This is a genomic window from Aurantiacibacter hainanensis (assembly GCF_036321025.1).
GTDB classification, from domain to species: domain Bacteria; phylum Pseudomonadota; class Alphaproteobacteria; order Sphingomonadales; family Sphingomonadaceae; genus Alteraurantiacibacter; species Alteraurantiacibacter hainanensis.
Genome location: NZ_JAZAPB010000001.1, coordinates 703,045 through 728,286, shown reverse-complemented (window position 1 = coordinate 728,286; position 25,242 = coordinate 703,045). Strand labels below are relative to the sequence as shown.

Sequence of the window (25,242 nt, the reverse complement as noted above, 5' to 3'; positions counted from 1 at the left end):
CCAACGACCGGGGCGCCAGCCATAAGGCCGCCCGGACGCAAGGACAGGGAAGCAGCATGGCACAGGAAAACGCAACGCCAGACGGCGAGCCGCAGGCGGTCGCCCCGGTCGCGTCGGCAGAGCGGATCGCCAGCCTGGATTTCATCCGCGGGTTTGCCGTTCTGGGCATCCTTGCTGCCAATATCGTCGCGTTCGGCCAGCCCTGGAGCGCCTACTCCTGGCCCGGCGGTTTCCTCACGCCGCACGACGCGACGTCCGACTGGCTTTGGGTCGCGCAATTCGTCCTGGTCGACGGCAAGATGCGCGGGCTGTTCACGCTGCTGTTCGGCGCGGGAATGGCCCTGTTCATGGAGCGGGCGTGGGAACGCGGGGCGGAAGTGGGATTGCAGGGGCGGCGGCTCGCCTGGCTGCTGCTTTTCGGCCTCGTGCACTTCTACCTGATCTGGCGCGGCGACATCCTGATCCTCTACTCCATCTCCGGATTTGCCAGCCTGCTGTTCATTCGCATGACCGCCGGCAAGCTGCTGACGCTCGGCCTCATCGGCTATGTGATCGGCGCGCTGATCTATGCGCTGGCCATCGGCTCCGCCTGGCTTATCGCCGATACCGCCGTCGGCGATGCTGCGGGAGAGGATGCCCAAAGCTCGATCGCGGAAGCCAAGCAGGCGAACCTGGAGGACGACCGCGTCGAAATCTCCATCATGACCGAAGGCAGCTATGCCGAGTTCGTCGGCCACAACTTTTCAGAACATCTCACGGATCCCCTCGACACGTTGTTCCTGATGGTTTTCGAAACCGTGCCCCTGACCCTGATCGGCATGGCGTTCTACCGGTTCGGGTGGTTCAGCCCCGGCGGGGCGACTGGCAAGCGAAGGGCCTGGGGGTGGGGACTGCTGCTGGGGGGCGCCGGCCTTACGCTGCTGATGGCGCTGTGGGTGAAGGATGAAGGCTTTACCTACTGGGGCACGGTGTCGGCGATGGCCTCCTTCTCCATGCTGCCGCGATTGCCAATGGTGATCGGGCTGGCGCTGCTGCTGGCGCTTTACGGAAATCATGCCAGCGGCTGGCTGGCGGAGCGGCTGTCGGCGGCGGGACGTGCGGCCTTCACCAACTACATCGGCACATCGGTGCTGATGATGCTGATCTTTCATCCGTGGGCAGGGGGCCTGTGGGGCGAACTGACGCGACCCGAGCTCTACCTGGTCGTGGCGCTGGGCTGGGCGGTGATGCTTGCATGGTCGAAACCGTGGCTGGCGCGCTATCGCTACGGCCCGCTGGAATGGCTCTGGCGCTGCCTGACCTATGGCCGCCTGTTTCCGCTGCGTCGGTAGTCTCCAAACGATCTTGAGAATTATTCGCAATGCGCTTGCTAATGCAATCCATTCGCAGTAACGTTCCTGGCGAAACGAGAGAGAGAATCGCCGAGAATGTACACCTGCGTCTGCAATGCCATCCGTGAATGCGAACTGCGCAAGGCCGCGCGGCAGCACCGTGGCGGTGCGGAAAGTGTCTATGCCAAGCTGGGGAAGCGCCCTAATTGCGGCCAGTGCCTGGAAGAGGCAGACGAGGTGATCACCGAAGAGCGCGAGGCGATGCTGCAGCCGATGGCCGCGGCCTGATCCAGCTTCCTGCTTCGCATTCGCAATAGCCCGGTTTTCTGCGGATTTTCCTCAATCCGAAGGGCGGTTTCGCTTGCCTTTCCGGCTCTGTCCTGACCATCTAGCAGCCATGCAGATTCAGTCAGGAGACACGCCATGAAGGGTGATGCGAAAGTCATCGAATATCTCAACAAGGCTCTGACCAACGAGCTGACGGCGATCAACCAGTACTGGCTGCACTACCGCGTGCTGAACGACTGGGGCGTCTACAAGCTGGCCGAGTATGAGCGGCATGAGAGCATCGACGAGATGAAGCATGCCGACTGGCTGGCGGACCGCATCCTGTTTCTCGATGGACTCCCCAACTTCCAGGCGCTCCACAAGCTGAAAGTCGGCGAGACGGTGGAGGAGATCCTCAAGGCCGATCTCGCGCTGGAGAACGAGGCCATCCCCTTGCTGCGCGAGGCGGCCGACTATTGCCAGGAGGCGAAGGACTTCACTTCTGGCCAGCTGTTCGAGAACATCCTCGCCAGCGAGGAACAGCATGTCGATTTCCTGGAAACCCAGTTCGACATGATCGCGCGCATGGGAATCGAGAACTACGTCCAGCTGAACAGCAAGGCCGCGGGCGAAGGGGAAAACGACGCGGGCGCGGGCTGACGCGTCAGTCGACGACCCAGTAAGGGGCCTTTCCGGCGCCATGCTTCTCGATGCGTGCCACGACCTTTTCGCCTTCCAGGATCTGCGCCGTACCATGGGCAATGTTGATATCGGCGACGATCAGCGCCGTGGCCAGGTTCGGCACATCCAGATTCAGCACCTCGCCCGCTTCGCCGCAGTCAATCTGCAATTGATAGCGTTGCATCGTTCCTCGCCTCTTGCCAGTGCTCTCATGCACCCGACATCCTCTTTGCGCACCAACGCGCAAGGGGCGTGAAGGGTCCGTTCGATTCGACCGGAAAACCAGTCGGTCCAACCATTTATGTCCGTATCCGGGCCGAGGCGTGGCCGCGTCAGTCTAGCTGATCGTCATGCTTGCGCTTGCGGGCGAGAATGTCGCGGCTGCGACGCCGGCGCTCCCTCGCCGTGGCGGATGCAAGGCTGGTTTCGCGGAAAAACAACGCCAGCGCCCACGACAGCTGGAACATGGTGGCGATCCACAGCATGGCGACCAGCGTGCCGATCCGCGGTTCGATGAAGGCGCTGATGAACAGGATCGCGACCACCAGGCAGATGGTAAGCGCAGCGGACGTGCTGAGATTCACCGCCATCTGCGCATTGCGCTGCCGCTGGATAAGGGCGGGCAGTTCCTCGCTCAGGCGGTCCTCGACTCCGTCCTCGACGCGTCGCTCGATGAACTCGATCCGGTCGAACAGCCACGTCAGGCGCAGGTTCATCACGTTCAGCATCGCGCCAATGGCGGCCAGCAGGAACACCGGCGCCAGGCTGAGCTGCACGATTTCCTGCACGCGCACGGTGCTGGAGGTGCGTTCTATCAGGTCGCCCGTGAGCGAAAGAGCATCCAGCATGGCCGATCAGTCCCTGCCGCTGCCGCCGCTGAACTTCCCGCCGCCGCCACGGTTGGAATCGTAGGGGTTCTTCGGGCTCTTCAGGGTAAGGCGCACCGGCACGGCGCCGAAGCCCAGCTTCTTGCGAATGTCGTTGAGCAGATAGCGTTCGTAACTGGCAGGAAGGTCGTCCAGCCGGGTGCCGAAGATGACGAAGCGCGGCGGGCGCGTGCCGACCTGCGTGATATAGCGCAGCTTGATGCGTCGGCCGCCGGGCGCGGGCGGCGGATTGGCGGACAGGGCATCGTCGAACCAGCGGTTGAGGGCGGAGGTCGAAACCCGCCGGCTCCACGCCTCGCGCAGGTCGAAGGCGGCACCGAGCATGGTATCCAGGCCCTTGCCGGTCATGGCCGAGACGGCGAACAGCGGGACGCCCCTCAACTGCGAGAGCCCTTCCTCCAGCGCGGCGCGGATGCCGTTGAACAGCGCGCTCGCGTCCTCGGCAATGTCCCACTTGTTGATGGCGATCATGAGCGCGCGGCCTTCTTCCAGCACGCGGCTGGCGATCTTCAGGTCCTGCACTTCCAGTCCGCGCGTCGCATCCAGCAGCAGCACGACGACCTCGGCATAGTCCACCGCCCGCAGGCCGTCCTGTACCGAGAGCCGCTCGAGCTTGTCGACCACCTTGGCCCGCTTGCGCATGCCCGCCGTGTCGATCAGCTTGATGGTCCGCTCCTCGCCGGAGCGGGGATCGGTCCATTCCCAATCAATGGCAATGGAATCGCGGGTTATGCCGGCTTCCGGCCCTGTCAGCAGGCGATCCTCGCCCAGCAGGCGATTGACCAGGGTGGACTTGCCCGCATTGGGCCGTCCCACGATGGCCAGGCTGAGCGGGGCAGAAGGGTCGATTTCCTCGAGTTCCTCTCCTGCTTCGGCTGCGGCCTTCGCCTTGTCGGCAGCGATGGCGGCCTCGGCCTCTTGCTCGAGCTGCATCTGGTCGGCCTTTTCGCCGATCAGCGGGATGAGTGCGCTGTAGAGATCCGCGATGCCTTCGGCGTGCTCCGCGCTGACCGGCACCGGTTCGCCCAGGCCGAGCGAATAGGATTCGAGAATCCCGCTTTCGCCTGCATTGCCCTCTGCCTTGTTGGCGATCAGCACCACCGGAACTTCCTGCTGCCGCAGCCAGCGACCGATTTCCTCGTCGAGCGGGGTGAGGCCGGATCGCGCGTCGATCACGAACAGGGCAGCATCGGCGCCCTTCAGGGAGACCTGCGTCTGCGCCAGCATCCTGCCGGGCAGCGACTGGTCGTCCTCGTCTTCCCACCCGGCGGTATCGACAGCCTCGAACTCCAGGCCCGCAAGGCCTGCAAGACCCATGCGCCTGTCGCGCGTGACGCCGGGCTGGTCGTCGACCAGCGCCAGTCGCTTGCCGACCAGCCTGTTGAACAGGGTCGACTTGCCGACGTTTGGGCGGCCGATAATCACCACCTGGGGGAGCTTGCGCGTTTTCATCGGGCGGGAGGTGGCGCTTTGTGTTGCCATTGGCAAGGCCATTGGCGCGGCCGGCGTTTCACTTCGCGGGAAAGATCGGCGCTCCGGGGTGTTGATCGAGAAAGGACTATACGCTGGATTCCCTCACCGATCTGTTTGGGCTCGAACCCTATCACATCCTGCTGGCAGTAGCGGGCTCGATCATCATCTTGTCCTATTGGCTGCCACGCTTCTTCTCCGGACGTGAACCGGCCTCCGCGCCGCTGCTCATCCTGACCGGGCTGGTTGCGTTCGTCCTGGTGCCCGGCATGCCCGCGGCGATCAATCCCGTGGAATCGCCGGTCGTGTGGGAAGTCACCGCCGAACTCGCCGTCATCATCGGTCTGTTCGGCGCGGGCATAAAGATCGACGAACTTTTCGGACACGGCCTCTGGAAGCCCACACTGCGGCTGCTGGTTTTCGGCATGCCCGCCACGATCCTCGCCCTGGCCCTGTTCGGCTGGGGGGTAGCGGGCATGACGCTGGCAGGCAGCCTTCTGCTTGGTGCGGTGCTTTCACCCACGGACCCGGTGCTGGCAGGCGACGTGCAGGTAGGGCCCCCGCTCGAAGGGGGAGAGCACCCGGTGCGCTATGCGCTGACGACGGAGGCGGGCATGAACGACGGCCTTGCCTTCCCGTTCGTCCACCTCGGTATCCTGGTGGCCGCGGCGGGCGGGCTGAGCGCCGGTCTGCTGGGCGAATGGCTGTTGCGCGACGTTGTCTATCGCATCGCCATGGGCGGCCTGGCCGGCGCGGGGTGCGGCTGGCTGCTGGGGAAGGTCCTGTTCGACTGGCCGCGCCACAATGCCCTGTCGAAGACGCAGTCCGGGGTCATCGCGTTTGCGGGCGTTCTTTTTGCCTATGGCCTTACCGAATTGCTCGAAGGCTATGGCTTCATCGCCGCTTTCGTATCCGGACTGGTGTTGCGGCGAGAGGAATCGCAGGACGAGTTCCACGAGCGCCTGCACAGTTTCTCGGAAGCGCTGGAACATGCCCTGACAGCCGTGCTGCTGGTGGCGCTGGGTGCGGCCATCCCGGCTCTGCTGCCCTATCTCGACTGGTCGCATGCGCTGGTCGGGCTGGCCCTGATATTCGTGATCCGGCCCGTGGCCGGGTGGGTGTCGCTGGCCGGAGCGGGGCTGGAAAAGCGCGAACGCTGGGCGGTGGCCTTCTACGGGATACGCGGCATCGGCTCGATCTACTATCTCGCCTATGCCGGAAGCCACATCGAACTCGTCAACGAGGGCGCATTGTGGGCCACCGTCACGTTCACCATCGTCGTATCCGCAGCCGTTCACGGCATGACCGCAGGCGTCGCGGTGGAACGCGCGACGGGAGAGGCCGACCCGCCCGGCTAGCTGCGCAGCTTACCAGCTGCCGGTGTTCTCCATGCTGGCCCACGGCTCCTGCGGGTCGAGATGCCCGTCCTGCAGCAATTCCACGCTGATGCCGTCCGGCGAGCGGACGAAGGCCATGTGCCCGTCGCGCGGAGGCCGGTTGATGGTAACGCCCGCGTCCATCAGCTTCTGGCAGGTCTCGTAGATATTCTCCACGCGGTAGGCGAGGTGGCCGAAATTGCGTCCGCCGTCATATTGCTCGGGCGCGCTGCCATCCTCCGGCGGCCAGTTGTAGGTCAGTTCAAGTTCGGCCACGTCCTCCTGCCCCGGAGCGGCGAGGAAGATCAGCGTGAAGCGGCCTTTCTCGCTTTCCTTGCGGCGGACCTCTTCCAGTCCGATCAGCTTGAAAAAGTCGATCGTGGCTTCGGGATCGGCCACGCGGATCATGCTGTGCAGAAATTTTACCATGTGTCTTGAAACCTTTAGCCGTTGGGTGTCTTGAAACCTTTCGCCGTTGGGGAGGCTTTCCAGCCACTCGTGGCGAAGCCGGTGTCTCACGAAGTGGAGTCTCTCTCACACATTCGCAAGTCGAATGGAAGAAAGGGGTTCAGGGCCATGATCGAATGGCCCAGGGCGACTTCTGATGTCCGCAAATCGACGGCGCGGGGGTCTGGCTAGAATGAGAAGACGAGCCTTGCTCCGCTCAAACGACCCTCAGCCAGCTTCATCGAACGCTTTGCAGCGGTCGAAAGAGGGCGTCTCCTGCTCTGCGTACACTCCAAGCTTCCGGAGGACGCGATTGGTCTCCTCGACAGCGTCGCGCTCGATTTCCGACCAGCGCGCGAGGTAGTCGCGAGCGAAGCGGCGGGAATTACCTGCCCCTTCGTATTGCCGGACGTGGAGAAGTTCGTGAGCCCACAGGCCAAGGTCGCGCGCCGCGAGCTCACCTTCGAAGACGATGATATTGCCCAACGTTACCGCCTTATACCGGGTGGCTTCGCCGGCAACGATGCCGGCAATGCCGCCGGCCTCGTCCGCCATGACCCAACGCACTCGATCGAGTTCCTCCTCCGCGTAGTAGGAGGATAGCCTGTTCCTGACAGGCTCGGGTATCTCTCGCAGAACCTTCCGATCAATGCTTGCCCTGGAGTGTTCTATCGCCTCGGCCATGAGCGGGGTGAAAAGCTGGTTGATCGTCAGGGCAAGCTCCCGCGGCGGGCCGATGCATCCGGTCTCCTGGGGCATGCCGCACGAACCAAGCATGGCAAGGGCCGAAATCACCACTCCGAGTTTTGTTGCACGTCGCCCCGGGCGTGGTCCCCTTCGCTCTGCCAACTTCTACAACCTCCTCTCTCCTCCTGTCCAACCCTCCTCAATTGGCTGACCTTATTGGAATATCTTGCCCAGAATGTGGCGCGGTCGGCAGCAAGCGGTGCCCGCGTTTGAGCAGAACGGGGTCGAAGAGGTGGCTGAGAACGAACCGCCCGGTGCGAGGTGTCGTCGCCGGACATCGGGGCTGCATGCCCTCGCCTGGCGGGGAAGCGGGCGACTGGTCGGTCGGGTAGCAGCGACGAAGTGGCAGTAACAAATGCTACAAACGTCAACCTTTTCAACAATTTCGGAACAAAACGCCGCCGACGAGCGCTGTCTTCGCGAGTTGGTAAGGAGGAGAATCAGAGATGGCAGAAATACCAGTCGAAAGAAAATCAGGCTCGAAGTGGTGGTTGTGGCTCATCCTGGTCTTGCTGGCGGTCGCCCTCATCTGGTGGCTTCTCGCGGAGGGGGACGATCCCGAAGTGGAAGCCGTGGATACGGTCGCTGTCGAGGAGAGTGCCGATCTGGATAGCGTGGACGCAATGGCGACGGGCGAGATGACGCTCGCTGCCATACTCGCCAACCCGAGCAGCTACTATGGAATGGAAGGCTTCACCGGAGAGGTCGAGGTCGGCGGTCCGCTTACCGATCGCGGGTTCTGGATCGAAAACGACGGCGCACGCATGTTCGCCGTAGTCATCGACGATCCCGCCGAGCGGCGGATCGATCTCAATACCGGCGCGACCTTGCGTCTCGATGGCGGCACAGTGCGAGATCCATCGACGATCTCCGCCACCGATATAGAGGGTGACACGCTCGACGAAGATACGATGAACACGATCTCCGACCAGGAAGCCGTTCTTTTGATCGACGAATCCAACATGGAAATCACTGACGCGGCCTAACGGCGAGAAACAGGAGAGCCTCGAGATGGCCAAGGACTATGAAGATCTGCACGAACTGGACAATTACCAGTTGGAAAATCGCGAACAGGATCTGCGGGGACATGCCCTTTACACCTATGGAGGAGAGCGGCTGGGCACGGTGCAGCGCATGCTCGTCGACCCGGAACGGAACCATGTCGCTGCCCTGGTGCTTGAAGATCACCGCTACGTGCCGGTTTCCGAAATCGAAATTCGTGACGGAGATGCCTACATCGATCCGGTCGATGCTACCGGCTTTAGTGCCGCCCCGCGCCGCGAACGCACGGTTCCGCGGGGCAGGGTGTCGGTTCGTCCCCGCAGCTGACAAAGGGGCAGGGCCTCTTCGGCCAGCCTTTGAACCCCGCCGGTAACAACGAGCCTGGCCCGCGGGCCGCCGGATTCTGGTTGGTGGCGAAGGCGCCGGGCGACAGCCGCGCGATTGGAAAGGGCCCGCACCGTCGCCGGTGCGGGCCCTCCCGTTCCTCGCTTTGCGCGAAAGCTCGTCAGAAGCTGCCGGAAAGGGTGAAGACGACCCCGTCGCTGGTGAAGGTGCCGCCCGGATCGACCAGGCCATCGCCTTCGACGCCAATCCACGCGACGCCGAGGGCCAGCGGCGTGTTGGGAATGCCCACTTCGGCGCCGATCGAGTAGTCGAACGCCTCGCTGTCGGTGGTGAAGGTCAGGAAGCCGTCGGTGTAGCCGACGTGACCGGTCACGGTGACCGGGGTGCCGGGGACGCCGATACCGAGGTCGGAATAGATGTAGAAGTTGTCGGTACCGCCAAGCGAATCCTGGTCCGGCGCGTAGGCAACGCCGACGGTCAGATCGGCCGGGCCGACGCCGACACCGACGGAACCGTAGAATTCGACATAGTCGAAGTCGCCGGCGCCGGCATCGGGATAGATGTACATGATGACGCCGACATCGGTGGAGACGTTGCCGAATTCGCCGGCCCAGCCGCCATAGATATCCAGCTCGGTGCTGCCATAGCCGACGGTCTGCTCATCGAGCGAAGAGGCCCAGGTGCCGACGTAGAAACCGGCGGGCAGACCCACGTCGACACCGCCCTGGATGGCAAATTCGCCTCCTGACAGGTCGACACCGCGGAAGCGGTACTCGCTGACCAACGCGACGTTGGCCGAGACCTCGACCCCGATATCGTCGTCCTGCGCCATGGCAGGAGCCGCAAAGGCAGTGGAAAGTGCAAAAACAGAAGCAGCCGTGAGGCTGCGGACGGACGTAAGCATGGGCAATTTCCTCAATTGCTTGGGTGAACTAATGCTTCGTCCCACCTGCGCCATCCGCGTGCTGGCATCGTTTGCGTGCCAATTCTCCGCGAAAGCGCAATAATCATGCATATCCGTTGTGCATTGCACAAGAGAAATTGCGCACTATCACATGTGCTTCGACAAAGTGTGATTTTTTGGCATCACATTCACGGTCCGGTCAGAATAAAGAGGGCAAGTGACCGCCGCTCAGGCCAACCAATTGCACCCCCGGGCGTAATGCCTATGTGGGCAAGGCGAATGAACATGTTCCAGTTTTTCCGATCCAAGAAGGTTGATCCCGAACCGCTATCGATTGCGGCGCGCATCCCCGAGGGGCAGCGCGTCTATGCCGTGGGCGACGTGCACGGTCGCAGCGACCTCTTCATCGCGATGATCGAAGCCATCGAACTCGACAATCGCCAGAGAGGCCCGGCCGAGACGACCATCGTGCTGCTGGGCGACCTGGTCGATCGCGGTCTCGACAGCGTGAACGTGCTGGCGCTGGCGCGCGAGTGGCAGAAGTTTCGCAACGTGCGCATCCTTGCCGGCAACCACGAGGAAATGTTCCTGCGGAGCTTCGAGGATATCGACATGCTGCGCCATTTCCTGCGCCACGGCGGTCGCGAAACCTTGCTGAGTTACGGGCTCGAAAGGTCGGAATATTCGCGTTCCTCGATCGAGGACCTGCACGCCCGGATGATCGAGCTTGTTCCGCAGGCCGACAGGGATTTCATCGCCGGGTTCGAGAACCTGGTGAGGATCGGCGACTACGTGTTCGTCCACGCCGGGATCGAGCCGGGCATCCCGCTCGAAGAGCAGCATGTCGCCAAGCTGCGCTGGATACGCGAACCGTTCCTGAGCCACCGCGAGGCGTTCGACGGGGTGGTGATACATGGCCATACCATCACCGACATGCCCGAAGACCAGGGTAACCGGATCGGCATCGATACAGGTGCCTACCACACCGGCCGCCTGACCGCGCTGGCGCTGGAAGGCGAAGAGCGTCGCTACATCACCGCCATCGACGACAATGCGGGCGGGGTCTCCATCGCCACCACCTAGGGCCGCTTTTGGCAAGGATGCCGGGGAGCCTGTAAGCCGGGTTCTGTCCCGCGACCGGTTTCCCCGAAGGGACCAGCGCCACGGGGGCAGCCATTCATCTTACGCGGTGGATTGCTCCAGCCGCTCCAGCGACCAACCCGGGTCTCTCGGGACGAAACATCCCTGCCTCAAAGGCGCGAGACCCCTATGCGGTCTTGCTCCGGGTGGGGTTTGCCATGACGGGAACCGTTACCGGCCCCCCGGTGCGCTCTTGCCGCACCCTTTCACCCTTGCCTGTGCCCTTTAGGGGCCATCGGCGGTATACTCTCTGTGGCACTTTCCCTGGGCTTTCACCCGGCGGGCGTTACCCGCCACCCTCGTTTCGTGGAGCCCGGACTTTCCTCGCAGTCTTGCGACCACGCGGCTGCCCGGCTCCCCGGCACTTCGCGATCTAGGCGCAGGACGGCTATTTTCCAAGCCTTTCGCGTCTGCCCTGCAATTGGCCCTACCTTGTCAGGCCGCGGTCGCGGTCCAGCAGCAGCTGGAACAGGATCGCGCGCACTTCGCCGTCGATCTCGCCGTCGATCCGCTCGGGCCGCCAGCGGCGCTGGAAGGCCTCCACCGCCTTGTGGCCATCGGTGATGTCGTATCCGAACCGCTCGAGCGCCAGGTAGAAGGCCGCGTCGTTATCGAACGGGTCACCGCGCTCCAGCTTCTCCGGACGCGGCAGGCACAGGCCGTATTCGGCCAGCCGATCCCACGGGAACAGCTCGCCGGGGTCGATCTTGCGACCGGGCGCGACATCGGAATGGCCGACCACGTTGGCGCGCGGGATATCGTAGGCCTTCACCATCCGCGCCACCAGCGGCACCAGCGCCTCGAACTGCGCTTCGTTGAAGTCGCGGTAGCCGTACTTGTGGCCGGGGTGATCCAGCTCGATGCCGATGCTGGCCGAGTTCACGTCCTTGTGCCCACGCCAGTACGATACCCCCGCGTGCCAGGCGCGCTTTTCCTCGGGCACCAGGCGGACCACTTCGCCCTGCTCGCCGATCAGGTAATGCGCCGAAACCTTCGCCTCGGGATCGCACAGCCGCTCTATGGCAAAGCCCTTGTCCTCCATTTCGGTGTAGTGGATCACCACCATCGAAATGGGCAGCGTGCGCTCGTCATGGTTGGGCGAGAGTACCTCGCGGTGGACCAGTTCATCGTCGCTGAGCGGCAGCTGCCTGCCGACCCTGCCGAAATCAGAGCTGGAATCGGACATCTTCGGCCCCCCTTCGTCCCCGTGGTCCGTCAACCGATCAGACCCTCGGGATCGGGCAGCATCGCGCCGAGCACCAGCGAACCGTCGGTGTGATGATACTGCACCGCCCCGCCATCACGCTCCACGATCAGGCGGATCAGGTGGGCAGGCGCGGTTCGGCCCGAGAGCTCGTCCGCCGAAAGCGTACCGTCCAGCGCCTTGCCGATCGTGGCGTCGAAGGCGACGCGCGGGCCGCTGGCCCGGATGGCGATCTCGGTGTTGCCCTTGTTGCGCTCCGCCCCGATGGCGAGCGTGCCCCCGCGCACGAGCGAATCGAGGCCCATGGCCGCCAGATTCAGCAGCACCTTCACCGCCGGCTTGGAAAGGCTGGATTCCGACACGGCCCAGTCGAGCGTCAGGCGTTCGTCCGCCGAGGTGAGCGCCGTGAGCAGTTCCTGCGGTTCCTCCGAAGGTACCTGTTCGCCGAAACCGCCGGCTGCGCCATAGGCAAGGCGGAAGAACTTCAGCTTGTTGGCGGAAATGCGCGCGCTCTGTTCCAGCAGGTCCAGGCAGCGCTGGCGCATGGCGGGGTCCTTCTCGTCCGCCAGAAGTTCCAGCCCGTTGTTCAGCGCGCCCACGGGGCTGAGCATGTCATGGCAAAGGCGCGAGCAAAGCAGGGAAGCAAGGTCGAGGGGGGAAGTCATTTGTGTGATTGAAGGCCTCTGTCTGGCGCTAATGTGGAACACTTGGAACACGGTCCTAGGGCAAAAAACCTGCCCTTGCATCCGGCCAGGGAAAAATCCGTGGCGGCAGGGTGCTCCGGCATGGTCATGGGGGTGTCTCTAGTCCGCGATGGCCGGGTAGGGAAGCTCGGCAAAACCGCCTGGCGCATCACGCCACCAGCCAATCGCATCCGCGCCCACGATAGCCCAGACAGACCCGTCGTGCGCCGCCTCGGCCCGGTCGACGGCGGAAGGCGCGGGATCGCCCGTGGGGTGCGAATGATAGTATCCCAGCACCTGCGGCCCGCCCGCGCGCGCGGCGCGATGCGCGTCTATCAGGGTCTGCGGATCGATCTCGAAATGCGATAGCGGCTGCGGGTGGACGTTGGTCGCGGGCAGGGCCTTGGCAATGCGATTGCCCTGGCCAAGCAGGATGCCGCAGCATTCGGCAGGGTGGGCACGCTTCGCCTCGTCCTGAAGCAATTCCACCACATCACTTGTCACGAGCAGGTCCATTGCCCAAAGCCCTAGCATGGCTGCCCCAGAAACCATCACCGGAACCATCCACGGCCCCGCCCGCCTGGACAAGGCACTGGCGGAGGCGACGGATCTTTCGCGCGAGCGGATCAAGGCCCTGATCGCGGAGGGGAAAGTCGAGCTGGACGGTCGGCCTGCAGCCAGCGCCAGCGCGAAAGTTCAAGCGCGGTCGAGCTTTTCCATCCACCTGCCGCCCCCAAGCGCTCCACAGGCTTGTCCACAGGATATCCCCATAGCTGTCACCTTCGAGGACGAGTACCTGATCGTCGTCGACAAGCCGGCAGGCATGGTGGTGCATCCGGCCGCGGGCAACCCGGACGGCACGCTGGTCAACGCGCTGCTGCATCATTGCAGGGGCCAGCTTTCCGGCATCGGCGGGGTGGCCCGGCCGGGCATCGTGCACCGGATCGACAAGGACACGTCCGGCCTGCTGGTGGTCGCCAAGACAGACGCGGCGCATGAAGGACTGGCGAAGCAGTTCGCCGACCACTCGCTGGAGCGGGCGTATCTCGCCGTGTGCGGTGGCCATCCGGCGCCGCCCGCAGGCACGGTGGAGGGGCGAATCGGTCGCTCCGATCGCAACCGCAAGAAGATGGCCGTTCTTCCCCCCGATTCGCGGCGCGGGAAGCACGCGGTGACCCATTATCGGACGCTGGAGTGCCTCGATCACTGCGCTTTGGTGGAATGCAGGCTGGAAACGGGGCGCACGCACCAGGTCCGGGTTCACCTTGCGTCAATCGGTCATGCGCTAATAGGAGACCCAGTATATGGACGCACTCCGGCCGCGATCAGACCAATTATCAAGGGCTTGGGTTTCGAGCGTCAGGCGCTTCATGCGGCCCGGCTCGGCTTCATCCATCCCGTCAAAGGTAACCGCCTGTCGTTTTCCAGCGAATTACCCCGTGATATGCGGGAACTGATCGACGAAACAGGTCATTCCAATCGATGAAATGCACCCCATATCGGCCGGCGGTGCGCTATAAGTAGAGTTGCACCCAATGTGACCGTCAATCCCGGGTGCCCATCAGGGGCCCGAAACGAATGGTCGACAACGAAGAAAGGTTTGGGACAAAGTGAGTAACAAGCGACCAACAGTGCCGGCTTTGGGCGGTGAGCAGGGGCTCAATCGCTATCTGTCGGAAATCAAGAAGTTCCCGGTTCTGACGCCCGAGCAGGAATACATGCTCGCCAAGCGTTACGAGGAGCACGAGGATCCCGATGCCGCCGCGCAGCTGGTGCAGAGCCACCTGCGCCTGGTGGCGAAGATCGCCATGGGCTATCGCGGCTACGGCCTGCCGGTTTCGGATCTCATTTCCGAAGGCAACGTGGGCCTGATGCAGGGCGTCAAGAAGTTCGAGGCCGATCGCGGCTTCCGTCTGGCGACCTATGCAATGTGGTGGATCAAGGCCAGCATCCAGGAATTCATCCTGCGCAGCTGGAGCCTCGTGAAGATGGGTACCACCGCCGCGCAGAAGAAGCTGTTCTTCAACCTTCGCCGGATGAAGAAGCAGCTGGAGGCCTACGAAGACTCCGACCTGTCGCCGGAAGACGTGACCAAGATCGCCACCGATCTGGGCGTGCCGGAGCAGGAAGTGGTCAACATGAACCGCCGCATGATGATGGGCGGCGATGGCTCGCTCAACACGCCCATGCGCAACGGCGAGGAAGGCAGCGGCGAATGGATGGACTGGCTGACGGACGACCGTCCGTTGCAGGACACCGTGGTTGCCGATGCCGAGGAAGCGGACGTGCGCCGCGAAATGCTGGTGGAGGCTATGGAAGCCCTCAACGAGCGTGAGCAGCACATCCTGACCGAGCGCCGCCTGACGGAGAACCCGCAGACGCTGGAAGAGCTTTCGCAGGTCTACGATGTAAGCCGCGAACGCATCCGCCAGATCGAGGTGCGCGCCTTCGAGAAGCTGCAGAAGGCAATGCAGCGCATTGCCGGCGAAAGGCTGATGCCCGCCGCGGCGTGACGCTGTCGATACCGAGAGCAAGAAAGGGCGGCTTCGTGCCGCCCTTTTTGCATGTGTCGATCAATCCGCCGTCGTCGGATCGATCATCGCACGTACCTCGCTGATCGAATTGGCCGGAAACCCGCCTTTCTCGGCATGTTCGAGGATGAGTTCGGCGCTGGGCGCACGGTAGATGCAGTAGATCTTGTCCTGCGTCACGTAGGAGTGAACCCACTGTATCCCGGTTCCGAGTTCCCGCAGCACGCTGCACGAGGTCTGGGACGCTTCCTTGAGATCCTCTGCGGATGCGGAGCCGATACCCGGCATGTCTCGCTCGATAACAAATTGCGGCATCGTCAGTTACTCCCGGGGTATTGCGACCCGGAAGCCGGCCTATACTCTCTGGCGCCGGCGACTGCTACGTCGCTCTTTGGCGGCGCAGGGGTGCCTGACGCTGCGGGCAATTGAGCGATGGCCCGTGGTTGGCTAATGCGTTGCGATGATCCTTCGCATTTTCCTCATCATCGCCAAGACGATCCTGCTGTTCGTCGTCATCAGCCTGGCGCTGGTGATCCTGCTGCGCTTCGTGCCCGTCACCTACACCGCCACCATGCTGATGGACGAGCGCAGCGTGACGCGCGACTGGGAGCCGCTTTCGCGCATCGACCGCAACATGGTGAGCGCGGTGATCGCAGCCGAGGACGGCAAGTTCTGCACGCACGACGGATTCGACCGTGAAGCCATCGAGGAAGCTCTTGAAGAGCGCGCGCGGGGCGAGCGGCAGCGCGGTGCCTCCACCATCAGCCAGCAGACCGCCAAGAACGTGTTCCTGTGGCAGGGCGGCGGCTGGTTCCGAAAGGGGCTGGAAGCCTACTTCACGGTGCTGATCGAGAACCTGTGGGACAAGCGACGGATCATGGAAGTCTATCTCAACGTCGCCGAGACGGGGCTGGGCACCTACGGCGTGGAAAGCGGGGCGCAGCGATACTTCGGTCATTCCGCCGCGCGCCTTTCCGCCGACGAGGCCAGCCGCATCGCCGCCGTGCTGCCCAGCCCGAAGACCCGCGAGGCGGTGAACCCCGGCGGCTTTACCGCGCGCTATGGCAATACCATCGAAGCGCGGATCGGCGTCGTAAGGCGTGACGGCCTCGATTCCTGCGTCTACGAATAGCGCAGATGGGCGCAGGGCATTCTCACACGCATTCGCACGGTAACGGCCATGGGCACGCCCATGCACCGGCAGATTTCGGCCGCGCCTTCGCCATCGGCGTGGTTCTCAACACCGTCTTCGTGGTGGTGGAGGCGGTTTTCGGCTTCCTTTCGGGGTCGATGGCCCTGGTCGCCGATGCCGGCCACAACCTGTCGGACGTGCTGGGCCTGCTGATCGCCTGGGGCGCCAGCGTCGCGGCGAAGAAGCCGCCCAGCGCGCGGTTCACCTACGGCCTGAAAAGCTCCACCATCCTCGCCGCCTTCGCCAACGCCGTGCTGCTGCTGGTGGCCATCGGCGCCATCCTGATCGAGACGATAGACCGCCTGATCGACCCGGTGGAACCCGAGGGCTGGACGATGATCTGGGTGGCGGGCGTGGGCATCGTCATCAACACCGCCACCGCGCTGATGTTCATGCGCGGCCGCAAGGACGACCTGAACATCCGCGGCGCATTCCTGCACATGGCCGCCGACGCCCTGGTGTCCGTAGGCGTCGTGATCGCGGGCGTGGCGATCCTGCTGACAGGCGCGTTCGTGATCGATCCCATCGTCAGCCTAGTGATCGTGGCGGTGATCGCCTGGGGCACCTGGGGCCTGCTGAAGGACAGCGTGAAGATGAGCCTGCTGGCCGTGCCGGAGACGGTGGACGAAGGCCAGGTTCGCGGCTTCCTGCGCGGGCTGCCGGGGGTGGAAGCGGTGCACGACCTGCATATCTGGCCCATGAGCACGACCGAGACGGCGCTGACCGCGCATCTGATCATGCCCACCGGGCATCCCGGCGATGCCTTCCTGCGCGAAGCCGCGCACGAACTGGAGCACCATCACGCCATCGGCCACGTGACCCTTCAGGTGGAAACCACCTTCGAGAACTGTGCAGAGGGTTGCGGATGAGCGATCCTGCGGCGGATCGCGCGCGCGCCTTGCTGAAGGCGAACATTTCGCGGCTTGCCGCCGGGGACCGCGGCGCGCTGCGGGACATATACCAGGCGACCTCGGCAAAACTTTTCGGCATTTGCCTGCGTATCTTGGGCGATGAACGCGAAGCCGAAGATGCCTTGCAGGATGTCTACCTGGACCTGTGGAAGCGCGCCGACCGCTACGATGCCTCGCGCGCAAGCCCCATCAGCTGGCTGGCGACCATGGCCCGCAACCGCGCCATCGACCGCCTGCGTGCCGGCGGCAAGGTGGCATGCGGAGCCGTTCCGCAGGAGGCGGCCGCTAATGTCGCGGACGGCTCCATTCCCGCCGACAGGCAGGTGGAACTGGACCAGCGCGACGCGCGCATCCATTATTGCCTGTCGCAACTGGAGGAGCGGCAACGCTCCGCCATCGCCCGCGCCTTCTTCACCGGCGCGACCTATGTCCAGCTCGCGGAGGAGGACGACGTGCCGCTCAGTACCGTCAAATCCCGCGTCCATCGCGGTCTGGCCCGCCTGAAAGCGTGTATCGAGAAAGAATGACCGACGAACCCGCCCTTGCTGAAGACCAGGTGCTGGCCGGAGAATTCGTTCTCGGCCTGCTGGAGGGCGAGCGCCTGCTGCTGGCGCGCGGAAAGCTGGCGCGCGAACCGGCCTTCGCGGACGAAGTCGCGCGGTGGGAGGATCGCTTCGCCCCGCTGCTGGACGCCTGGGACGAGGTGACGCCGCCGCAGGGGGCCTGGGACCGGATCGAGCAGACCGTCTCCGGCGCGGGGCCCCACGTGCCCGGCGCGGGGGTGGTGGAATTGCTTGCCCTGCGACGCAGCCGCGATCGCTGGCGCTGGATGGGCGGTGCCTCGCTGGCAGGAGCGGTGGCCCTGGCGCTCACCTTCGTTCTTACCTCCGGCCCGGAAATACCGGAGCCTGACCTCTCACCCGGCGACGAGGCGCCGCTGCTTGCAGCCTCGATCCCGATTGCCGACACGCCGCTGCGCCTGGCCCTGACCTGGGTGCCGGAGCGCGAACAGCTGTCCGTATCCTCCACGGGTCTCGCGGCCGACGGCGTTCACGACCATGAATTGTGGCTGGTGGACGGGCAGGGCGACCTGCATTCCCTCGGCGTCATCGTGCCGGGCGAGGAGGCGCGCTTCGCCGTCGATGCAAGCTTGGCGGACCATTTCCACGATGGCACGCAGCTGCTGCTGACGCGCGAGCCGCTGGGCGGCAAGCCCGCCGACGCGGAAGCCGGCCCCGTCGTGGCCGAGGGACAGTTCACCGCGATTTAGAAAAATATTCTGCGACCTTTTGCAGGCTCGCTCCGTAGCTCCGCTCGCAAGTTGGACGGGACTTGTCAGACAAAGGAGCAATGCAATGTCGCAGAATACCAGATCCGCACTCGCCGCCCTGCTTGCCGCAGGCGCGCTGTTCACCGCCGCGCCCGCGCTGGCGCACAATCACAATCACGACCACCACTCCGACCCGGACATCGTCGCGGTGGCATCGGGCAACGAGGATTTCGAAACGCTGGTGGCGGCCGTGCAGGCTGCCGGTCTCGTCGATACCCTGCAGGGCGACGGGCCCTTCACGGTCTTCGCCCCCACCGACGCGGCTTTCGAAGCCCTGCCAGAAGGCACCGTGCCCACTCTGCTGCAGAGCGAGAACCGCGACCAGCTGACGGGCGTGCTGACCTATCACGTGGTCGCCGGCCGGGTTTCGGCCGATGACCTCGCCCAGCTGATCCGCGACGGGGACGGCCAGGCCGTGATCAATACCGTGGCCGGAGAGACGCTGGTCGCCCGGCTGTCGAACGGCAACATCGTGCTGACCGACGGAGCCGACCGGCAGGTGCAGGTCACAGCTGCGGATATCGATGCCGCGAACGGCGTGATCCACGTTCTTGACGGCGTTCTGCTGCCGGGTTGACCCCATCCAAAGGCGCAGCAACGGACGCCCCGTCCGGCCCCTGTCGGCCGGGCGGGGCGTTTTCCTTCTTGCATGGCCGCAGCGTTCGCGCTTCCCTGTTCGCGGAAAGGAGAGAGCGCGTGGGTGACGGGGAACACAGGGAAGGCGGCTGCGCCTGCGGCAAGGTGCGCTATCGCATCACGGGCGAACCGATGATGGTGCACAACTGCTATTGCCGCCAGTGCCAGCAGCAGACGGGCTCCACTTGCGTCGTCAACGGCTTCTGGGAAAGCGACAGGATCGAACTCCTTTCGGGCGAGCTTTCGGAATTCGCGGTGCCGGGCGGCAGCGGGCAGGACCACACCATCGCGCGCTGCGCGAACTGCGCCACGGCTGTGTTCAGCTATTACGCGCGGCTGGGCCGCCTATCGACGGGTGTGCGCGCAGGGTCGCTCGACGATCCGGGCAGCATCAGGCCCGACGTGGCGATCTTCATGGCCGAGGCAATGCCGTGGGTGACTCCGCCTGCCGGGATCCGCCAGTTCGAGGGCTATTACCATCCGCGCGAGGTATTGTCCGAAGAAAGCCTGGACCGGCTGCGCGCCCTGGCCGCGCGTCGCAAGGCAGCGGAGGGCTAGGCCAGCGCGGCATCCACCGCCGCTGCGGCGTGCAGGGCCGCGGTATCGAAAAGGGGCAGGGGGCCATCGCCTTGTTGCAGCAGCAGGCCGATTTCGGTGCAGCCGAGCACGACGCCCTGCGCACCCATGGCGGCGAGGCGATCGACGATGGCCAGATAGGCATCGCGGCTTTCCCGTTTCGTCTCTCCTGCGATCAGTTCCTCGTAGATGACGCGGTGCACCACGGCGCGATCCTGCGTGTCGGGGACAAGGCAGGCGATGCCGTGCTTCTCTCGCAGACGGTCCGTCAGGAAAGACTGTTCCATCGTGAAGGCCGTGCCCAGCAGGCCGACATCGGTCAGGCCGCTTGTCTGGATCGCCTCGCCAAGCGGGTCGGCGATGTGCAGCAGGGGCACGTCGATGGCCGCCTCGATCTCGGGCGCAAGGCGGTGCACGGTGTTGGTGCAGAGAAGCATCAGGTCCGCGCCTGCATCCTGCAGGCGTCTTGCGGTGGCGGCCAGCATGTCGCCCAGCCGGTTCCAGTCGCCGGCGTGCTGCAGGCGTTCGACCTCTGCGAAATTGCAGCTGTCCATCACGATCCGGGCCGAAGCGCTGCCGCCCAGCCGGTCGCGGACGCCGCGATTGATCGCGGCATAGTATAATGCGGAGCTTTCCCAGCTCATCCCGCCGATCAGGCCGATGGTCTTCATGCAACCAATCTACCCGATGGCGGGATCAGCGGGACAGGCTATTCTATTCGGATGCCTGCTGGCTTTCGGCGGGTTCCTGCGCCGGCACTTCACCGGTGGGATCGCTTTCCACGAGCTGCGCCACCTGTTCGTAAACGGCGGCGTTCTGGTTCATCTGGTCGGCGACGGGCGGGTTCTGTTCGCCCACCTGGCGGAAGAACATGGAGGCATCGCGCAGCATCTTGGCGGCGAGTTCGGAATTGGTCGGCATTGGATAATCTCCTTGTTTGCCCTGCGCCGGGCAGGGGTGGTCAAGCGCGCCGGGTCGTCAGGCACGCGAAAGGGCGGCCCGGATGGACCGCCGCGAATTTTCCCGAAAATGTAGAAAACGGGGTGGGAGGCTGAAGCGGCAGGCGATTACGCTGCCGCTTCCTTCTTCTTTCCGTTGTCGTTGGCGAGCACGCGGATCGGCTCCTTGCGGCCTTCCACGACGTCCGCATCGACGACGACTTCACAAATGTCGTCCATGCTGGGAAGATCGAACATGGTGTCGAGCAGCAGGCCCTCCACGATGGAGCGCAGGCCGCGCGCGCCGGTCTTGCGCTTGATCGCCTTCTTGGCGATGGCTTCCAGCGCCTCGTCGGTGAAGGTGAGTTCCACGTCTTCCAGCTCGAACAGCTTGTGATACTGCTTCACCAGCGCGTTCTTCGGCTCCTTGAGGATCGTCACCAGCGCATCGGTATCCAGGTCATGCAGCGTGGCGATGACCGGCAGACGGCCGACGAACTCGGGGATCAGGCCGAATTTCAGCAGGTCCTCGGGCTCGCACTTCTCCAGCATCTCGCCGATCTTGGCCTTTGTGGGATCTTCCACGTTGGCGCCGAAACCGATCGAGCGCTTCTGCAGGCGGTCGCCGATGATCTTTTCCAGCCCGGCGAAGGCACCGCCCACGATGAACAGGATGTTGGTGGTGTCCACCTGCAGGAATTCCTGCTGCGGATGCTTGCGCCCGCCCTGCGGCGGCACGCTGGCGGTGGTGCCTTCCATCAGCTTGAGCAGCGCCTGCTGCACGCCTTCGCCCGACACGTCGCGGGTGATGGAGGGGTTTTCCGCCTTGCGGGTGATCTTGTCGATCTCGTCGATGTAGACGATGCCCTGCTGCGCCTTCTCGACATTGTAGTCGGACGACTGCAGCAGCTTGAGGATGATGTTCTCCACGTCCTCGCCCACGTAGCCCGCTTCGGTCAGCGTCGTGGCATCGGCCATGGTGAAGGGCACGTCGAAGGTGCGCGCCAGCGTCTGCGCCAGCAGCGTCTTGCCGCTGCCGGTGGGGCCGACGAGCAGGATGTTCGACTTCGCCAGTTCGACGTCGTTCGACTTGCCGGAGTGCTTCAGCCGCTTGTAGTGGTTGTGCACCGCGACGGACAGCACGCGCTTGGCGCGATCCTGCCCGATGACGTAGTCGTTCAGCGTTTCGCAGATGTCGATCGGCGCGGGCACGCCGCCATCCTTGCGACCGGCGAGGCCGCTCTTGGCCTCCTCGCGGATGATGTCGTTGCACAGTTCCACGCATTCGTCGCAGATGAAGACGGTGGGACCGGCGATAAGCTTGCGGACTTCATGCTGACTCTTGCCGCAGAAACTGCAGTAAAGGGTGCTCTTGCTATCGGTTCCGCTCAATTTCGTCATAACCTTCGTGTCCTGTGTGTCCCAACCGGACCCGGGATGGGCAAATGTTCGGGACTCGGCCTACCAATCTAGGGCAGGCACGATGAATATCAATCAAATGAAACCCTATCATCCCCGGCTTGCGCCAGCCTGAAGGTACAGGGTTGCCAAAATGCTACAAAATTCGGTCCGACGATAGAGGGGCTTGCGATTGCGCAATTACTCGCTTTCCTCGGTCGGTGCGCCGCCTGTGCCGCTGCGATCGTGCTCCTCGTCGTCCTTGGGACGATGCGCGAAAACCGCGTCGACGATACCGAATTTCTTGGCTTCGTCCGCCTCGAGGAAGGTATCGCGATCCATCGCCCTCTCGATGTCGGAGAGGCTCTGGCCGGTGTATTCGACGTAGAGATCGTTCATCCGCTTGCGGATTCGCAGGATTTCCTTGGCCTGGATCTCGATATCGGATGCCATGCCGCGCGCGCCGCCGCTGGGCTGGTGAACCATCACGCGGGCGTTCGGAAGGGCGACGCGCATGCCCGGCTCGCCAGCGGCCAGCAGGAAGCTGCCCATCGACGCGGCCTGGCCCACGACCACGGTGCGCACCTTCGGCTTGATGTACTGCATGGTGTCGTGGATCGCCATGCCGGCGGTCACCACGCCGCCCGGCGAGTTGATGTACATCGAGATGTCCTGCGAGTTCTCGCTTTCGAGGAACAGCAGCTGCGCCACGATGAGCGAAGCCATGGTGTCCTCCACCTGGCCGGTGACGAAGACGATACGCTCGCGCAGCAGACGGCTGAAGATGTCGAAGCTGCGCTCTCCGCGGCTGGTCGATTCGACGACGACGGGCACCAGGGCGCCGGTGACGGGGTCTGTCGTGAACTGGTCTTTGTTGTCGCCGAACAGGTCGAACATGCGTGATCCTTCTCTCGTGTTACCAGGCCTATGTCGCCTTTCGGCCCTTCCGGTTCAAGGGGGTGCCGCAGGTTCCCTTCAGAATCCGTTTATCGGCCTGAAATCGACGCTGGTCGATTGATCGGGCTGAAATCGCAACTTGTCGAACTGGGCGCGCGCCCTCGCCAGGTTTCCCCTGTAACCACGCGCGATTACAAATGTCATTGATCGAGGGGACTGATTTTGAGGGGACTTTTTTCCGGCGTTGCCACCGCTTCCTTGCTTGCCGTGACCTCCCCGGCGCAGGCGCAGGAGGCCGAAGCGCCGGAACAGGAGCTCGCTCCCGCCCCCGATGCCATCCAGACCGCCGCGGGCACACGCGTCTTCTACCCCGCGGATTTCGAACGCTTCGCCCCGCGCAACGCGCTCGACATGCTGGAGGAAGTGCCCGGCTTCACCATCCGCGGCGAGGAGGGTGCACGCGGCCTCGGTCAGGCGACGGCGAACGTCCTGATCGACGGCGAGCGCAATACCAACAAGTCCGAAAACATCTTCACCCAGCTCAGCCGCATCGGCACCGACAGGGTGGAGCGGATCGAGATCGTCGAAGGCGCGACGCTGGGGATCGCCGGTCTTTCCGGCCAGGTCGCCAATGTCATCACCCGGCCCGATCCGTTCAGCGGGCGATTCACCTATCGCGCCAGCTTCCGCCCCAAATATGCCGAGCCCAGCTTCATTGGCGGCGAGATTTCCCTGAGCGGCGCGGGCGAGGCGCTGGAATGGACGGTGGCGATCGCCAACGGCACCGGTCGCGGGGCGGCGGGCGGGGGCGAGTCCTTCGTCTTCGACCCCGACGGAAACCTGCTGGAAACGCGCGACGTGCGCAATCAGTTCGTCGGCGAACTTCCGCGCGTGTCGGGCCAGGTGAAATGGACGACGCCTGGCGGCACGGTGATGAACGCCAACGCCAATTACCGCCGTTCCTACGAAGACTTTCGCGAGGACCAGTTTCGCGACCTTGTGACCGGCGTGGACTACCTGCGAGATTTCGACAACCGCAACCGAGGCTGGAGCTACGAACTGGGCGGCGACATCCAGTTCGGCCTCGGCCCCGGCCAGCTGAAGCTCATCGGCCTCGAGCGATACAATCGCAGCCGCTTCCGCTCGGATTCGATCAACATCTTCGACGACGACAGCCCGGATACCGGCAGTCGCTATGCCTCCCGCACCGAAACCGGCGAACGGATCGCCCGCGCCGAATACAGCTGGGACATGCTGGGCGGCGACTGGCAACTGGACGCGGAGGCCGCATTCAACCGGCTCTACCGCACGGCGCAGCTTTTCGATCTCGATCCCTCCGGAGACTTCGTCGAAGTCCCTTTCCCCAACGGCACCGGGGGCGTGACGGAGGATCGTTATGAAACCATCCTCACGCATTCGCGCAGCCTGTCCGCCGACCTGACGCTGCAGATCGGCGCGGGCGGGGAATACTCGATCATTTCGCAGACCGGCGGGCGGGGCCTGACGCGCAGCTTCTGGCGGCCCAAGGGTTCGGTGAACCTGGCATGGAAGTTGGAGGACGGGCTGGACGTGTCGCTGGAGATGGCGCGGACGGTGGGACAGCTTTCGTTCGCCGATTTCCTTGCCAGCGTTTCGCTGAACGAGGGCCAGGCCAACGCCGGCAACATCGAGCTGAAGCCATCGCAGACGTGGGAGATCGATGCCGAGGCGGTGAAGGACCTGGGCGACTGGGGCAGCACCGAGCTGACCGTGTTCGCCCGATTCATCGAGGACTACATCGAGTTCATTCCGGTCGAGGGCGGGCTGGAGACGCGCGGCAACATCGACAGCGCCACGCTCTACGGCATTCGCTGGAACAGCACTTTCCAGCTGGAGCCTGTCGGCCTGACGGGGATGCAGCTGGAAGTGACCGTGCAACTGGAGGAGAGCAATCTCACCGACCCGCTTACCGGGGAAAGCCGCAGTTTCGGCGGCCACGAGGATCGCGAGGTCGACGTGGAACTGCGGCACGACGTTCCGGACAGCGACTGGGCCTGGGGCGCGGGCCTCGAATACAACCACACGCTGCCCTACTACCGCCTGGGCGAGACGGGCACCAATACCGAGGGCCCGACCTACACCTACGCCTTCGTCGAGCATAAGGACGTGTTCGGGATGACCGCCAACTTCTCGATCTTCAACCTGACCGACGGAAGGGGCATGCTGGATCGCTATGTCTACGACGGTTACCGCGACCGCAGCCCGCTCCTGTTCCGCGAGACGCAGGACCTGTCGGTGCAGCCGATCTTCAATTTCCGCCTCACGGGCGACTTCTAGGGGTATTGCCTGCGGCAAGGGGGCGGCGCACAA

The 25,242-nt window shown here is 64.0% G+C and carries 30 protein-coding genes and 1 other RNA gene; 16 read left to right on the top strand and 15 right to left on the bottom strand.

Annotation, left to right across the window (positions count from 1 at the left end):
* Positions 1-56: 56 nt before the first annotated feature.
* From AAA989_RS03640 to bfr, 3 genes are all read left to right on the top strand, one after another.
* Positions 57-1,331, top strand: coding sequence for a DUF418 domain-containing protein (locus AAA989_RS03640; protein ID WP_338241215.1), 1,275 nt, complete (start codon positions 57-59; stop codon positions 1,329-1,331).
* 96 nt (positions 1,332-1,427) lie between these two features.
* A complete protein-coding gene (locus AAA989_RS03635) occupies positions 1,428-1,619 on the top strand; it encodes a (2Fe-2S)-binding protein (protein WP_338241213.1) in 192 nt (63 codons plus the stop codon).
* A 135-nt stretch (positions 1,620-1,754) separates the two neighbouring features.
* Positions 1,755-2,258: a bacterioferritin gene (bfr, locus tag AAA989_RS03630; protein ID WP_338241212.1), complete on the top strand. Its 504-nt coding sequence runs from the start codon at positions 1,755-1,757 to the stop codon at positions 2,256-2,258.
* Between the two features lie 4 nt (positions 2,259-2,262).
* On the opposite strand, the gene AAA989_RS03625 is transcribed toward bfr, so the two are convergent.
* The 3 genes from AAA989_RS03625 to der form a co-directional block, all read right to left on the bottom strand.
* The gene (locus AAA989_RS03625; protein WP_338241210.1) at positions 2,263-2,463 is read right to left on the bottom strand and encodes a hypothetical protein; all 201 of its coding nucleotides are present in this window, start codon (positions 2,461-2,463) and stop codon (positions 2,263-2,265) included.
* A gap of 148 nt (positions 2,464-2,611) precedes the next feature.
* Positions 2,612-3,127, bottom strand: coding sequence for a DUF2721 domain-containing protein (locus AAA989_RS03620; protein ID WP_338241209.1), 516 nt, complete (start codon positions 3,125-3,127; stop codon positions 2,612-2,614).
* A 6-nt stretch (positions 3,128-3,133) separates the two neighbouring features.
* Complete coding sequence (gene der / locus AAA989_RS03615) at positions 3,134-4,618, bottom strand: ribosome biogenesis GTPase Der (RefSeq protein WP_338241208.1); 1,485 nt, start codon at positions 4,616-4,618, stop codon at positions 3,134-3,136.
* A gap of 188 nt (positions 4,619-4,806) precedes the next feature.
* Between der and AAA989_RS03610 the strand changes: the two genes are divergently transcribed.
* The gene (locus AAA989_RS03610) at positions 4,807-5,994 is read left to right on the top strand and encodes a cation:proton antiporter (protein WP_338241206.1); all 1,188 of its coding nucleotides are present in this window, start codon (positions 4,807-4,809) and stop codon (positions 5,992-5,994) included.
* A gap of 9 nt (positions 5,995-6,003) precedes the next feature.
* Here the strand turns inward: AAA989_RS03610 and AAA989_RS03605 are convergent, their stop codons facing one another.
* Positions 6,004-6,441, bottom strand: a complete 438-nt coding sequence (locus tag AAA989_RS03605) for a VOC family protein (protein WP_338241204.1) — start codon at positions 6,439-6,441, stop codon at positions 6,004-6,006.
* 246 nt (positions 6,442-6,687) lie between these two features.
* Positions 6,688-7,218: an eCIS core domain-containing protein gene (locus AAA989_RS03600; RefSeq protein ID WP_338241202.1), complete on the bottom strand. Its 531-nt coding sequence runs from the start codon at positions 7,216-7,218 to the stop codon at positions 6,688-6,690.
* A gap of 434 nt (positions 7,219-7,652) precedes the next feature.
* On the opposite strand from AAA989_RS03600, the gene AAA989_RS03595 reads away from it, so the two are divergent.
* Both AAA989_RS03595 and AAA989_RS03590 read left to right on the top strand, forming a co-directional pair.
* Entirely contained in the window at positions 7,653-8,192 is a 540-nt protein-coding gene (locus AAA989_RS03595; protein WP_338241200.1) for a hypothetical protein, read from the top strand.
* Between the two features lie 25 nt (positions 8,193-8,217).
* A complete protein-coding gene (locus AAA989_RS03590; protein ID WP_338241198.1) occupies positions 8,218-8,535 on the top strand; it encodes a PRC-barrel domain-containing protein in 318 nt (105 codons plus the stop codon).
* Positions 8,536-8,713: 178 nt separating this feature from the next.
* Here the strand turns inward: AAA989_RS03590 and AAA989_RS03585 are convergent, their stop codons facing one another.
* On the bottom strand, positions 8,714-9,457 hold the full coding sequence (locus AAA989_RS03585) for a TorF family putative porin (protein ID WP_338241197.1): 744 nt from the start codon (positions 9,455-9,457) through the stop codon (positions 8,714-8,716).
* Between the two features lie 285 nt (positions 9,458-9,742).
* Between AAA989_RS03585 and AAA989_RS03580 the strand changes: the two genes are divergently transcribed.
* The gene (locus AAA989_RS03580; RefSeq protein ID WP_338241196.1) at positions 9,743-10,540 is read left to right on the top strand and encodes a metallophosphoesterase; all 798 of its coding nucleotides are present in this window, start codon (positions 9,743-9,745) and stop codon (positions 10,538-10,540) included.
* Between the two features lie 16 nt (positions 10,541-10,556).
* Here AAA989_RS03580 and rnpB read toward each other — a convergent pair.
* The 4 genes from rnpB to AAA989_RS03560 all read right to left on the bottom strand — a co-directional run bounded on the left by rnpB (position 10,557) and on the right by AAA989_RS03560 (position 13,000).
* Positions 10,557-10,959: RNase P RNA component class A (gene rnpB, locus AAA989_RS03575), an RNA gene on the bottom strand.
* A gap of 65 nt (positions 10,960-11,024) precedes the next feature.
* A complete protein-coding gene (locus AAA989_RS03570; protein WP_338241194.1) occupies positions 11,025-11,783 on the bottom strand; it encodes an N-acetylmuramoyl-L-alanine amidase in 759 nt (252 codons plus the stop codon).
* Positions 11,784-11,812: 29 nt separating this feature from the next.
* A complete protein-coding gene (locus tag AAA989_RS03565; protein WP_338241193.1) occupies positions 11,813-12,466 on the bottom strand; it encodes a histidine phosphotransferase family protein in 654 nt (217 codons plus the stop codon).
* A gap of 138 nt (positions 12,467-12,604) precedes the next feature.
* Positions 12,605-13,000: a M67 family metallopeptidase gene (locus AAA989_RS03560; RefSeq protein WP_338241192.1), complete on the bottom strand. Its 396-nt coding sequence runs from the start codon at positions 12,998-13,000 to the stop codon at positions 12,605-12,607.
* Between the two features lie 16 nt (positions 13,001-13,016).
* On the opposite strand from AAA989_RS03560, the gene AAA989_RS03555 reads away from it, so the two are divergent.
* Positions 13,017-13,970: an RluA family pseudouridine synthase gene (locus AAA989_RS03555; RefSeq protein WP_338241191.1), complete on the top strand. Its 954-nt coding sequence runs from the start codon at positions 13,017-13,019 to the stop codon at positions 13,968-13,970.
* A 184-nt stretch (positions 13,971-14,154) separates the two neighbouring features.
* Positions 14,155-14,997 (top strand): RNA polymerase sigma factor RpoH, encoded by an 843-nt coding sequence (rpoH, locus tag AAA989_RS03550; RefSeq protein ID WP_434781436.1) that lies wholly within the window; start codon positions 14,155-14,157, stop codon positions 14,995-14,997.
* Positions 14,998-15,057: 60 nt separating this feature from the next.
* Here rpoH and AAA989_RS03545 read toward each other — a convergent pair whose 3' ends face one another.
* Positions 15,058-15,330 carry a DUF4242 domain-containing protein gene (locus AAA989_RS03545; RefSeq protein ID WP_338241189.1) on the bottom strand — a complete coding sequence of 91 codons (273 nt, stop codon included), beginning with the start codon at positions 15,328-15,330 and terminating at the stop codon, positions 15,058-15,060.
* Positions 15,331-15,475: 145 nt separating this feature from the next.
* Here AAA989_RS03545 and mtgA point away from each other — a divergent pair, with 145 nt between their 5' ends.
* The 6 genes from mtgA to AAA989_RS03515 all read left to right on the top strand — a co-directional run bounded on the left by mtgA (position 15,476) and on the right by AAA989_RS03515 (position 19,642).
* Positions 15,476-16,147 (top strand): monofunctional biosynthetic peptidoglycan transglycosylase, encoded by a 672-nt coding sequence (mtgA, locus tag AAA989_RS03540; protein WP_338241187.1) that lies wholly within the window; start codon positions 15,476-15,478, stop codon positions 16,145-16,147.
* A 5-nt stretch (positions 16,148-16,152) separates the two neighbouring features.
* Positions 16,153-17,076, top strand: a complete 924-nt coding sequence (locus tag AAA989_RS03535) for a cation diffusion facilitator family transporter (RefSeq protein WP_338241184.1) — start codon at positions 16,153-16,155, stop codon at positions 17,074-17,076.
* The gene (locus tag AAA989_RS03530; RefSeq protein ID WP_338241183.1) at positions 17,073-17,645 is read left to right on the top strand and encodes a sigma-70 family RNA polymerase sigma factor; all 573 of its coding nucleotides are present in this window, start codon (positions 17,073-17,075) and stop codon (positions 17,643-17,645) included. Before AAA989_RS03535 ends, AAA989_RS03530 begins: the two co-directional genes overlap by 4 nt.
* Positions 17,642-18,388 carry an anti-sigma factor gene (locus AAA989_RS03525; RefSeq protein ID WP_338241180.1) on the top strand — a complete coding sequence of 249 codons (747 nt, stop codon included), beginning with the start codon at positions 17,642-17,644 and terminating at the stop codon, positions 18,386-18,388. The genes AAA989_RS03530 and AAA989_RS03525 overlap by 4 nt, the downstream gene beginning before the upstream one ends.
* An 85-nt stretch (positions 18,389-18,473) precedes the next feature.
* Positions 18,474-19,025: a fasciclin domain-containing protein gene (locus tag AAA989_RS03520; protein ID WP_338241178.1), complete on the top strand. Its 552-nt coding sequence runs from the start codon at positions 18,474-18,476 to the stop codon at positions 19,023-19,025.
* Positions 19,026-19,144: 119 nt separating this feature from the next.
* The gene (locus AAA989_RS03515) at positions 19,145-19,642 is read left to right on the top strand and encodes a GFA family protein (protein WP_338241176.1); all 498 of its coding nucleotides are present in this window, start codon (positions 19,145-19,147) and stop codon (positions 19,640-19,642) included.
* Here AAA989_RS03515 and AAA989_RS03510 read toward each other — a convergent pair.
* The 4 genes from AAA989_RS03510 to AAA989_RS03495 form a co-directional block, all read right to left on the bottom strand.
* On the bottom strand, positions 19,639-20,331 hold the full coding sequence (locus tag AAA989_RS03510; protein ID WP_338241175.1) for an aspartate/glutamate racemase family protein: 693 nt from the start codon (positions 20,329-20,331) through the stop codon (positions 19,639-19,641). The two genes, AAA989_RS03515 and AAA989_RS03510, sit on opposite strands and share 4 nt — an antisense overlap.
* A gap of 43 nt (positions 20,332-20,374) precedes the next feature.
* Complete coding sequence (locus AAA989_RS03505) at positions 20,375-20,581, bottom strand: hypothetical protein (protein WP_338241174.1); 207 nt, start codon at positions 20,579-20,581, stop codon at positions 20,375-20,377.
* Positions 20,582-20,727: 146 nt separating this feature from the next.
* Positions 20,728-21,999 carry an ATP-dependent Clp protease ATP-binding subunit ClpX gene (clpX, locus tag AAA989_RS03500; RefSeq protein WP_338241173.1) on the bottom strand — a complete coding sequence of 424 codons (1,272 nt, stop codon included), beginning with the start codon at positions 21,997-21,999 and terminating at the stop codon, positions 20,728-20,730.
* Positions 22,000-22,197: 198 nt separating this feature from the next.
* On the bottom strand, positions 22,198-22,893 hold the full coding sequence (locus tag AAA989_RS03495) for an ATP-dependent Clp protease proteolytic subunit (protein WP_338241172.1): 696 nt from the start codon (positions 22,891-22,893) through the stop codon (positions 22,198-22,200).
* A 222-nt stretch (positions 22,894-23,115) separates the two neighbouring features.
* Here AAA989_RS03495 and AAA989_RS03490 point away from each other — a divergent pair, with 222 nt between their 5' ends.
* Positions 23,116-25,209, top strand: a complete 2,094-nt coding sequence (locus tag AAA989_RS03490; protein WP_338241171.1) for a TonB-dependent receptor plug domain-containing protein — start codon at positions 23,116-23,118, stop codon at positions 25,207-25,209.
* Positions 25,210-25,242: the final 33 nt, after the last annotated feature.

Coding starts and splice junctions, on each gene's coding strand:
- AAA989_RS03640 (WP_338241215.1), top strand. CDS start 57: ATGGCACAGGAAAACGCAACGCCAGACGGCGAGCCGCAGGCGGTCGCC.
- AAA989_RS03635 (WP_338241213.1), top strand. CDS start 1,428: ATGTACACCTGCGTCTGCAATGCCATCCGTGAATGCGAACTGCGCAAG.
- bfr (WP_338241212.1), top strand. CDS start 1,755: ATGAAGGGTGATGCGAAAGTCATCGAATATCTCAACAAGGCTCTGACC.
- AAA989_RS03625 (WP_338241210.1), bottom strand. CDS start 2,463: ATGCAACGCTATCAATTGCAGATTGACTGCGGCGAAGCGGGCGAGGTG.
- AAA989_RS03620 (WP_338241209.1), bottom strand. CDS start 3,127: ATGCTGGATGCTCTTTCGCTCACGGGCGACCTGATAGAACGCACCTCC.
- der (WP_338241208.1), bottom strand. CDS start 4,618: ATGAAAACGCGCAAGCTCCCCCAGGTGGTGATTATCGGCCGCCCAAAC.
- AAA989_RS03605 (WP_338241204.1), bottom strand. CDS start 6,441: ATGGTAAAATTTCTGCACAGCATGATCCGCGTGGCCGATCCCGAAGCC.
- AAA989_RS03600 (WP_338241202.1), bottom strand. CDS start 7,218: ATGCCCCAGGAGACCGGATGCATCGGCCCGCCGCGGGAGCTTGCCCTG.
- AAA989_RS03595 (WP_338241200.1), top strand. CDS start 7,653: ATGGCAGAAATACCAGTCGAAAGAAAATCAGGCTCGAAGTGGTGGTTG.
- AAA989_RS03590 (WP_338241198.1), top strand. CDS start 8,218: ATGGCCAAGGACTATGAAGATCTGCACGAACTGGACAATTACCAGTTG.
- AAA989_RS03585 (WP_338241197.1), bottom strand. CDS start 9,457: ATGCTTACGTCCGTCCGCAGCCTCACGGCTGCTTCTGTTTTTGCACTT.
- AAA989_RS03580 (WP_338241196.1), top strand. CDS start 9,743: ATGTTCCAGTTTTTCCGATCCAAGAAGGTTGATCCCGAACCGCTATCG.
- AAA989_RS03570 (WP_338241194.1), bottom strand. CDS start 11,783: ATGTCCGATTCCAGCTCTGATTTCGGCAGGGTCGGCAGGCAGCTGCCG.
- AAA989_RS03565 (WP_338241193.1), bottom strand. CDS start 12,466: ATGACTTCCCCCCTCGACCTTGCTTCCCTGCTTTGCTCGCGCCTTTGC.
- AAA989_RS03560 (WP_338241192.1), bottom strand. CDS start 13,000: ATGGACCTGCTCGTGACAAGTGATGTGGTGGAATTGCTTCAGGACGAG.
- AAA989_RS03555 (WP_338241191.1), top strand. CDS start 13,017: ATGGCTGCCCCAGAAACCATCACCGGAACCATCCACGGCCCCGCCCGC.
- AAA989_RS03545 (WP_338241189.1), bottom strand. CDS start 15,330: ATGCCGCAATTTGTTATCGAGCGAGACATGCCGGGTATCGGCTCCGCA.
- mtgA (WP_338241187.1), top strand. CDS start 15,476: ATGATCCTTCGCATTTTCCTCATCATCGCCAAGACGATCCTGCTGTTC.
- AAA989_RS03535 (WP_338241184.1), top strand. CDS start 16,153: ATGGGCGCAGGGCATTCTCACACGCATTCGCACGGTAACGGCCATGGG.
- AAA989_RS03530 (WP_338241183.1), top strand. CDS start 17,073: ATGAGCGATCCTGCGGCGGATCGCGCGCGCGCCTTGCTGAAGGCGAAC.
- AAA989_RS03525 (WP_338241180.1), top strand. CDS start 17,642: ATGACCGACGAACCCGCCCTTGCTGAAGACCAGGTGCTGGCCGGAGAA.
- AAA989_RS03520 (WP_338241178.1), top strand. CDS start 18,474: ATGTCGCAGAATACCAGATCCGCACTCGCCGCCCTGCTTGCCGCAGGC.
- AAA989_RS03510 (WP_338241175.1), bottom strand. CDS start 20,331: ATGAAGACCATCGGCCTGATCGGCGGGATGAGCTGGGAAAGCTCCGCA.
- AAA989_RS03505 (WP_338241174.1), bottom strand. CDS start 20,581: ATGCCGACCAATTCCGAACTCGCCGCCAAGATGCTGCGCGATGCCTCC.
- clpX (WP_338241173.1), bottom strand. CDS start 21,999: ATGACGAAATTGAGCGGAACCGATAGCAAGAGCACCCTTTACTGCAGT.
- AAA989_RS03495 (WP_338241172.1), bottom strand. CDS start 22,893: ATGTTCGACCTGTTCGGCGACAACAAAGACCAGTTCACGACAGACCCC.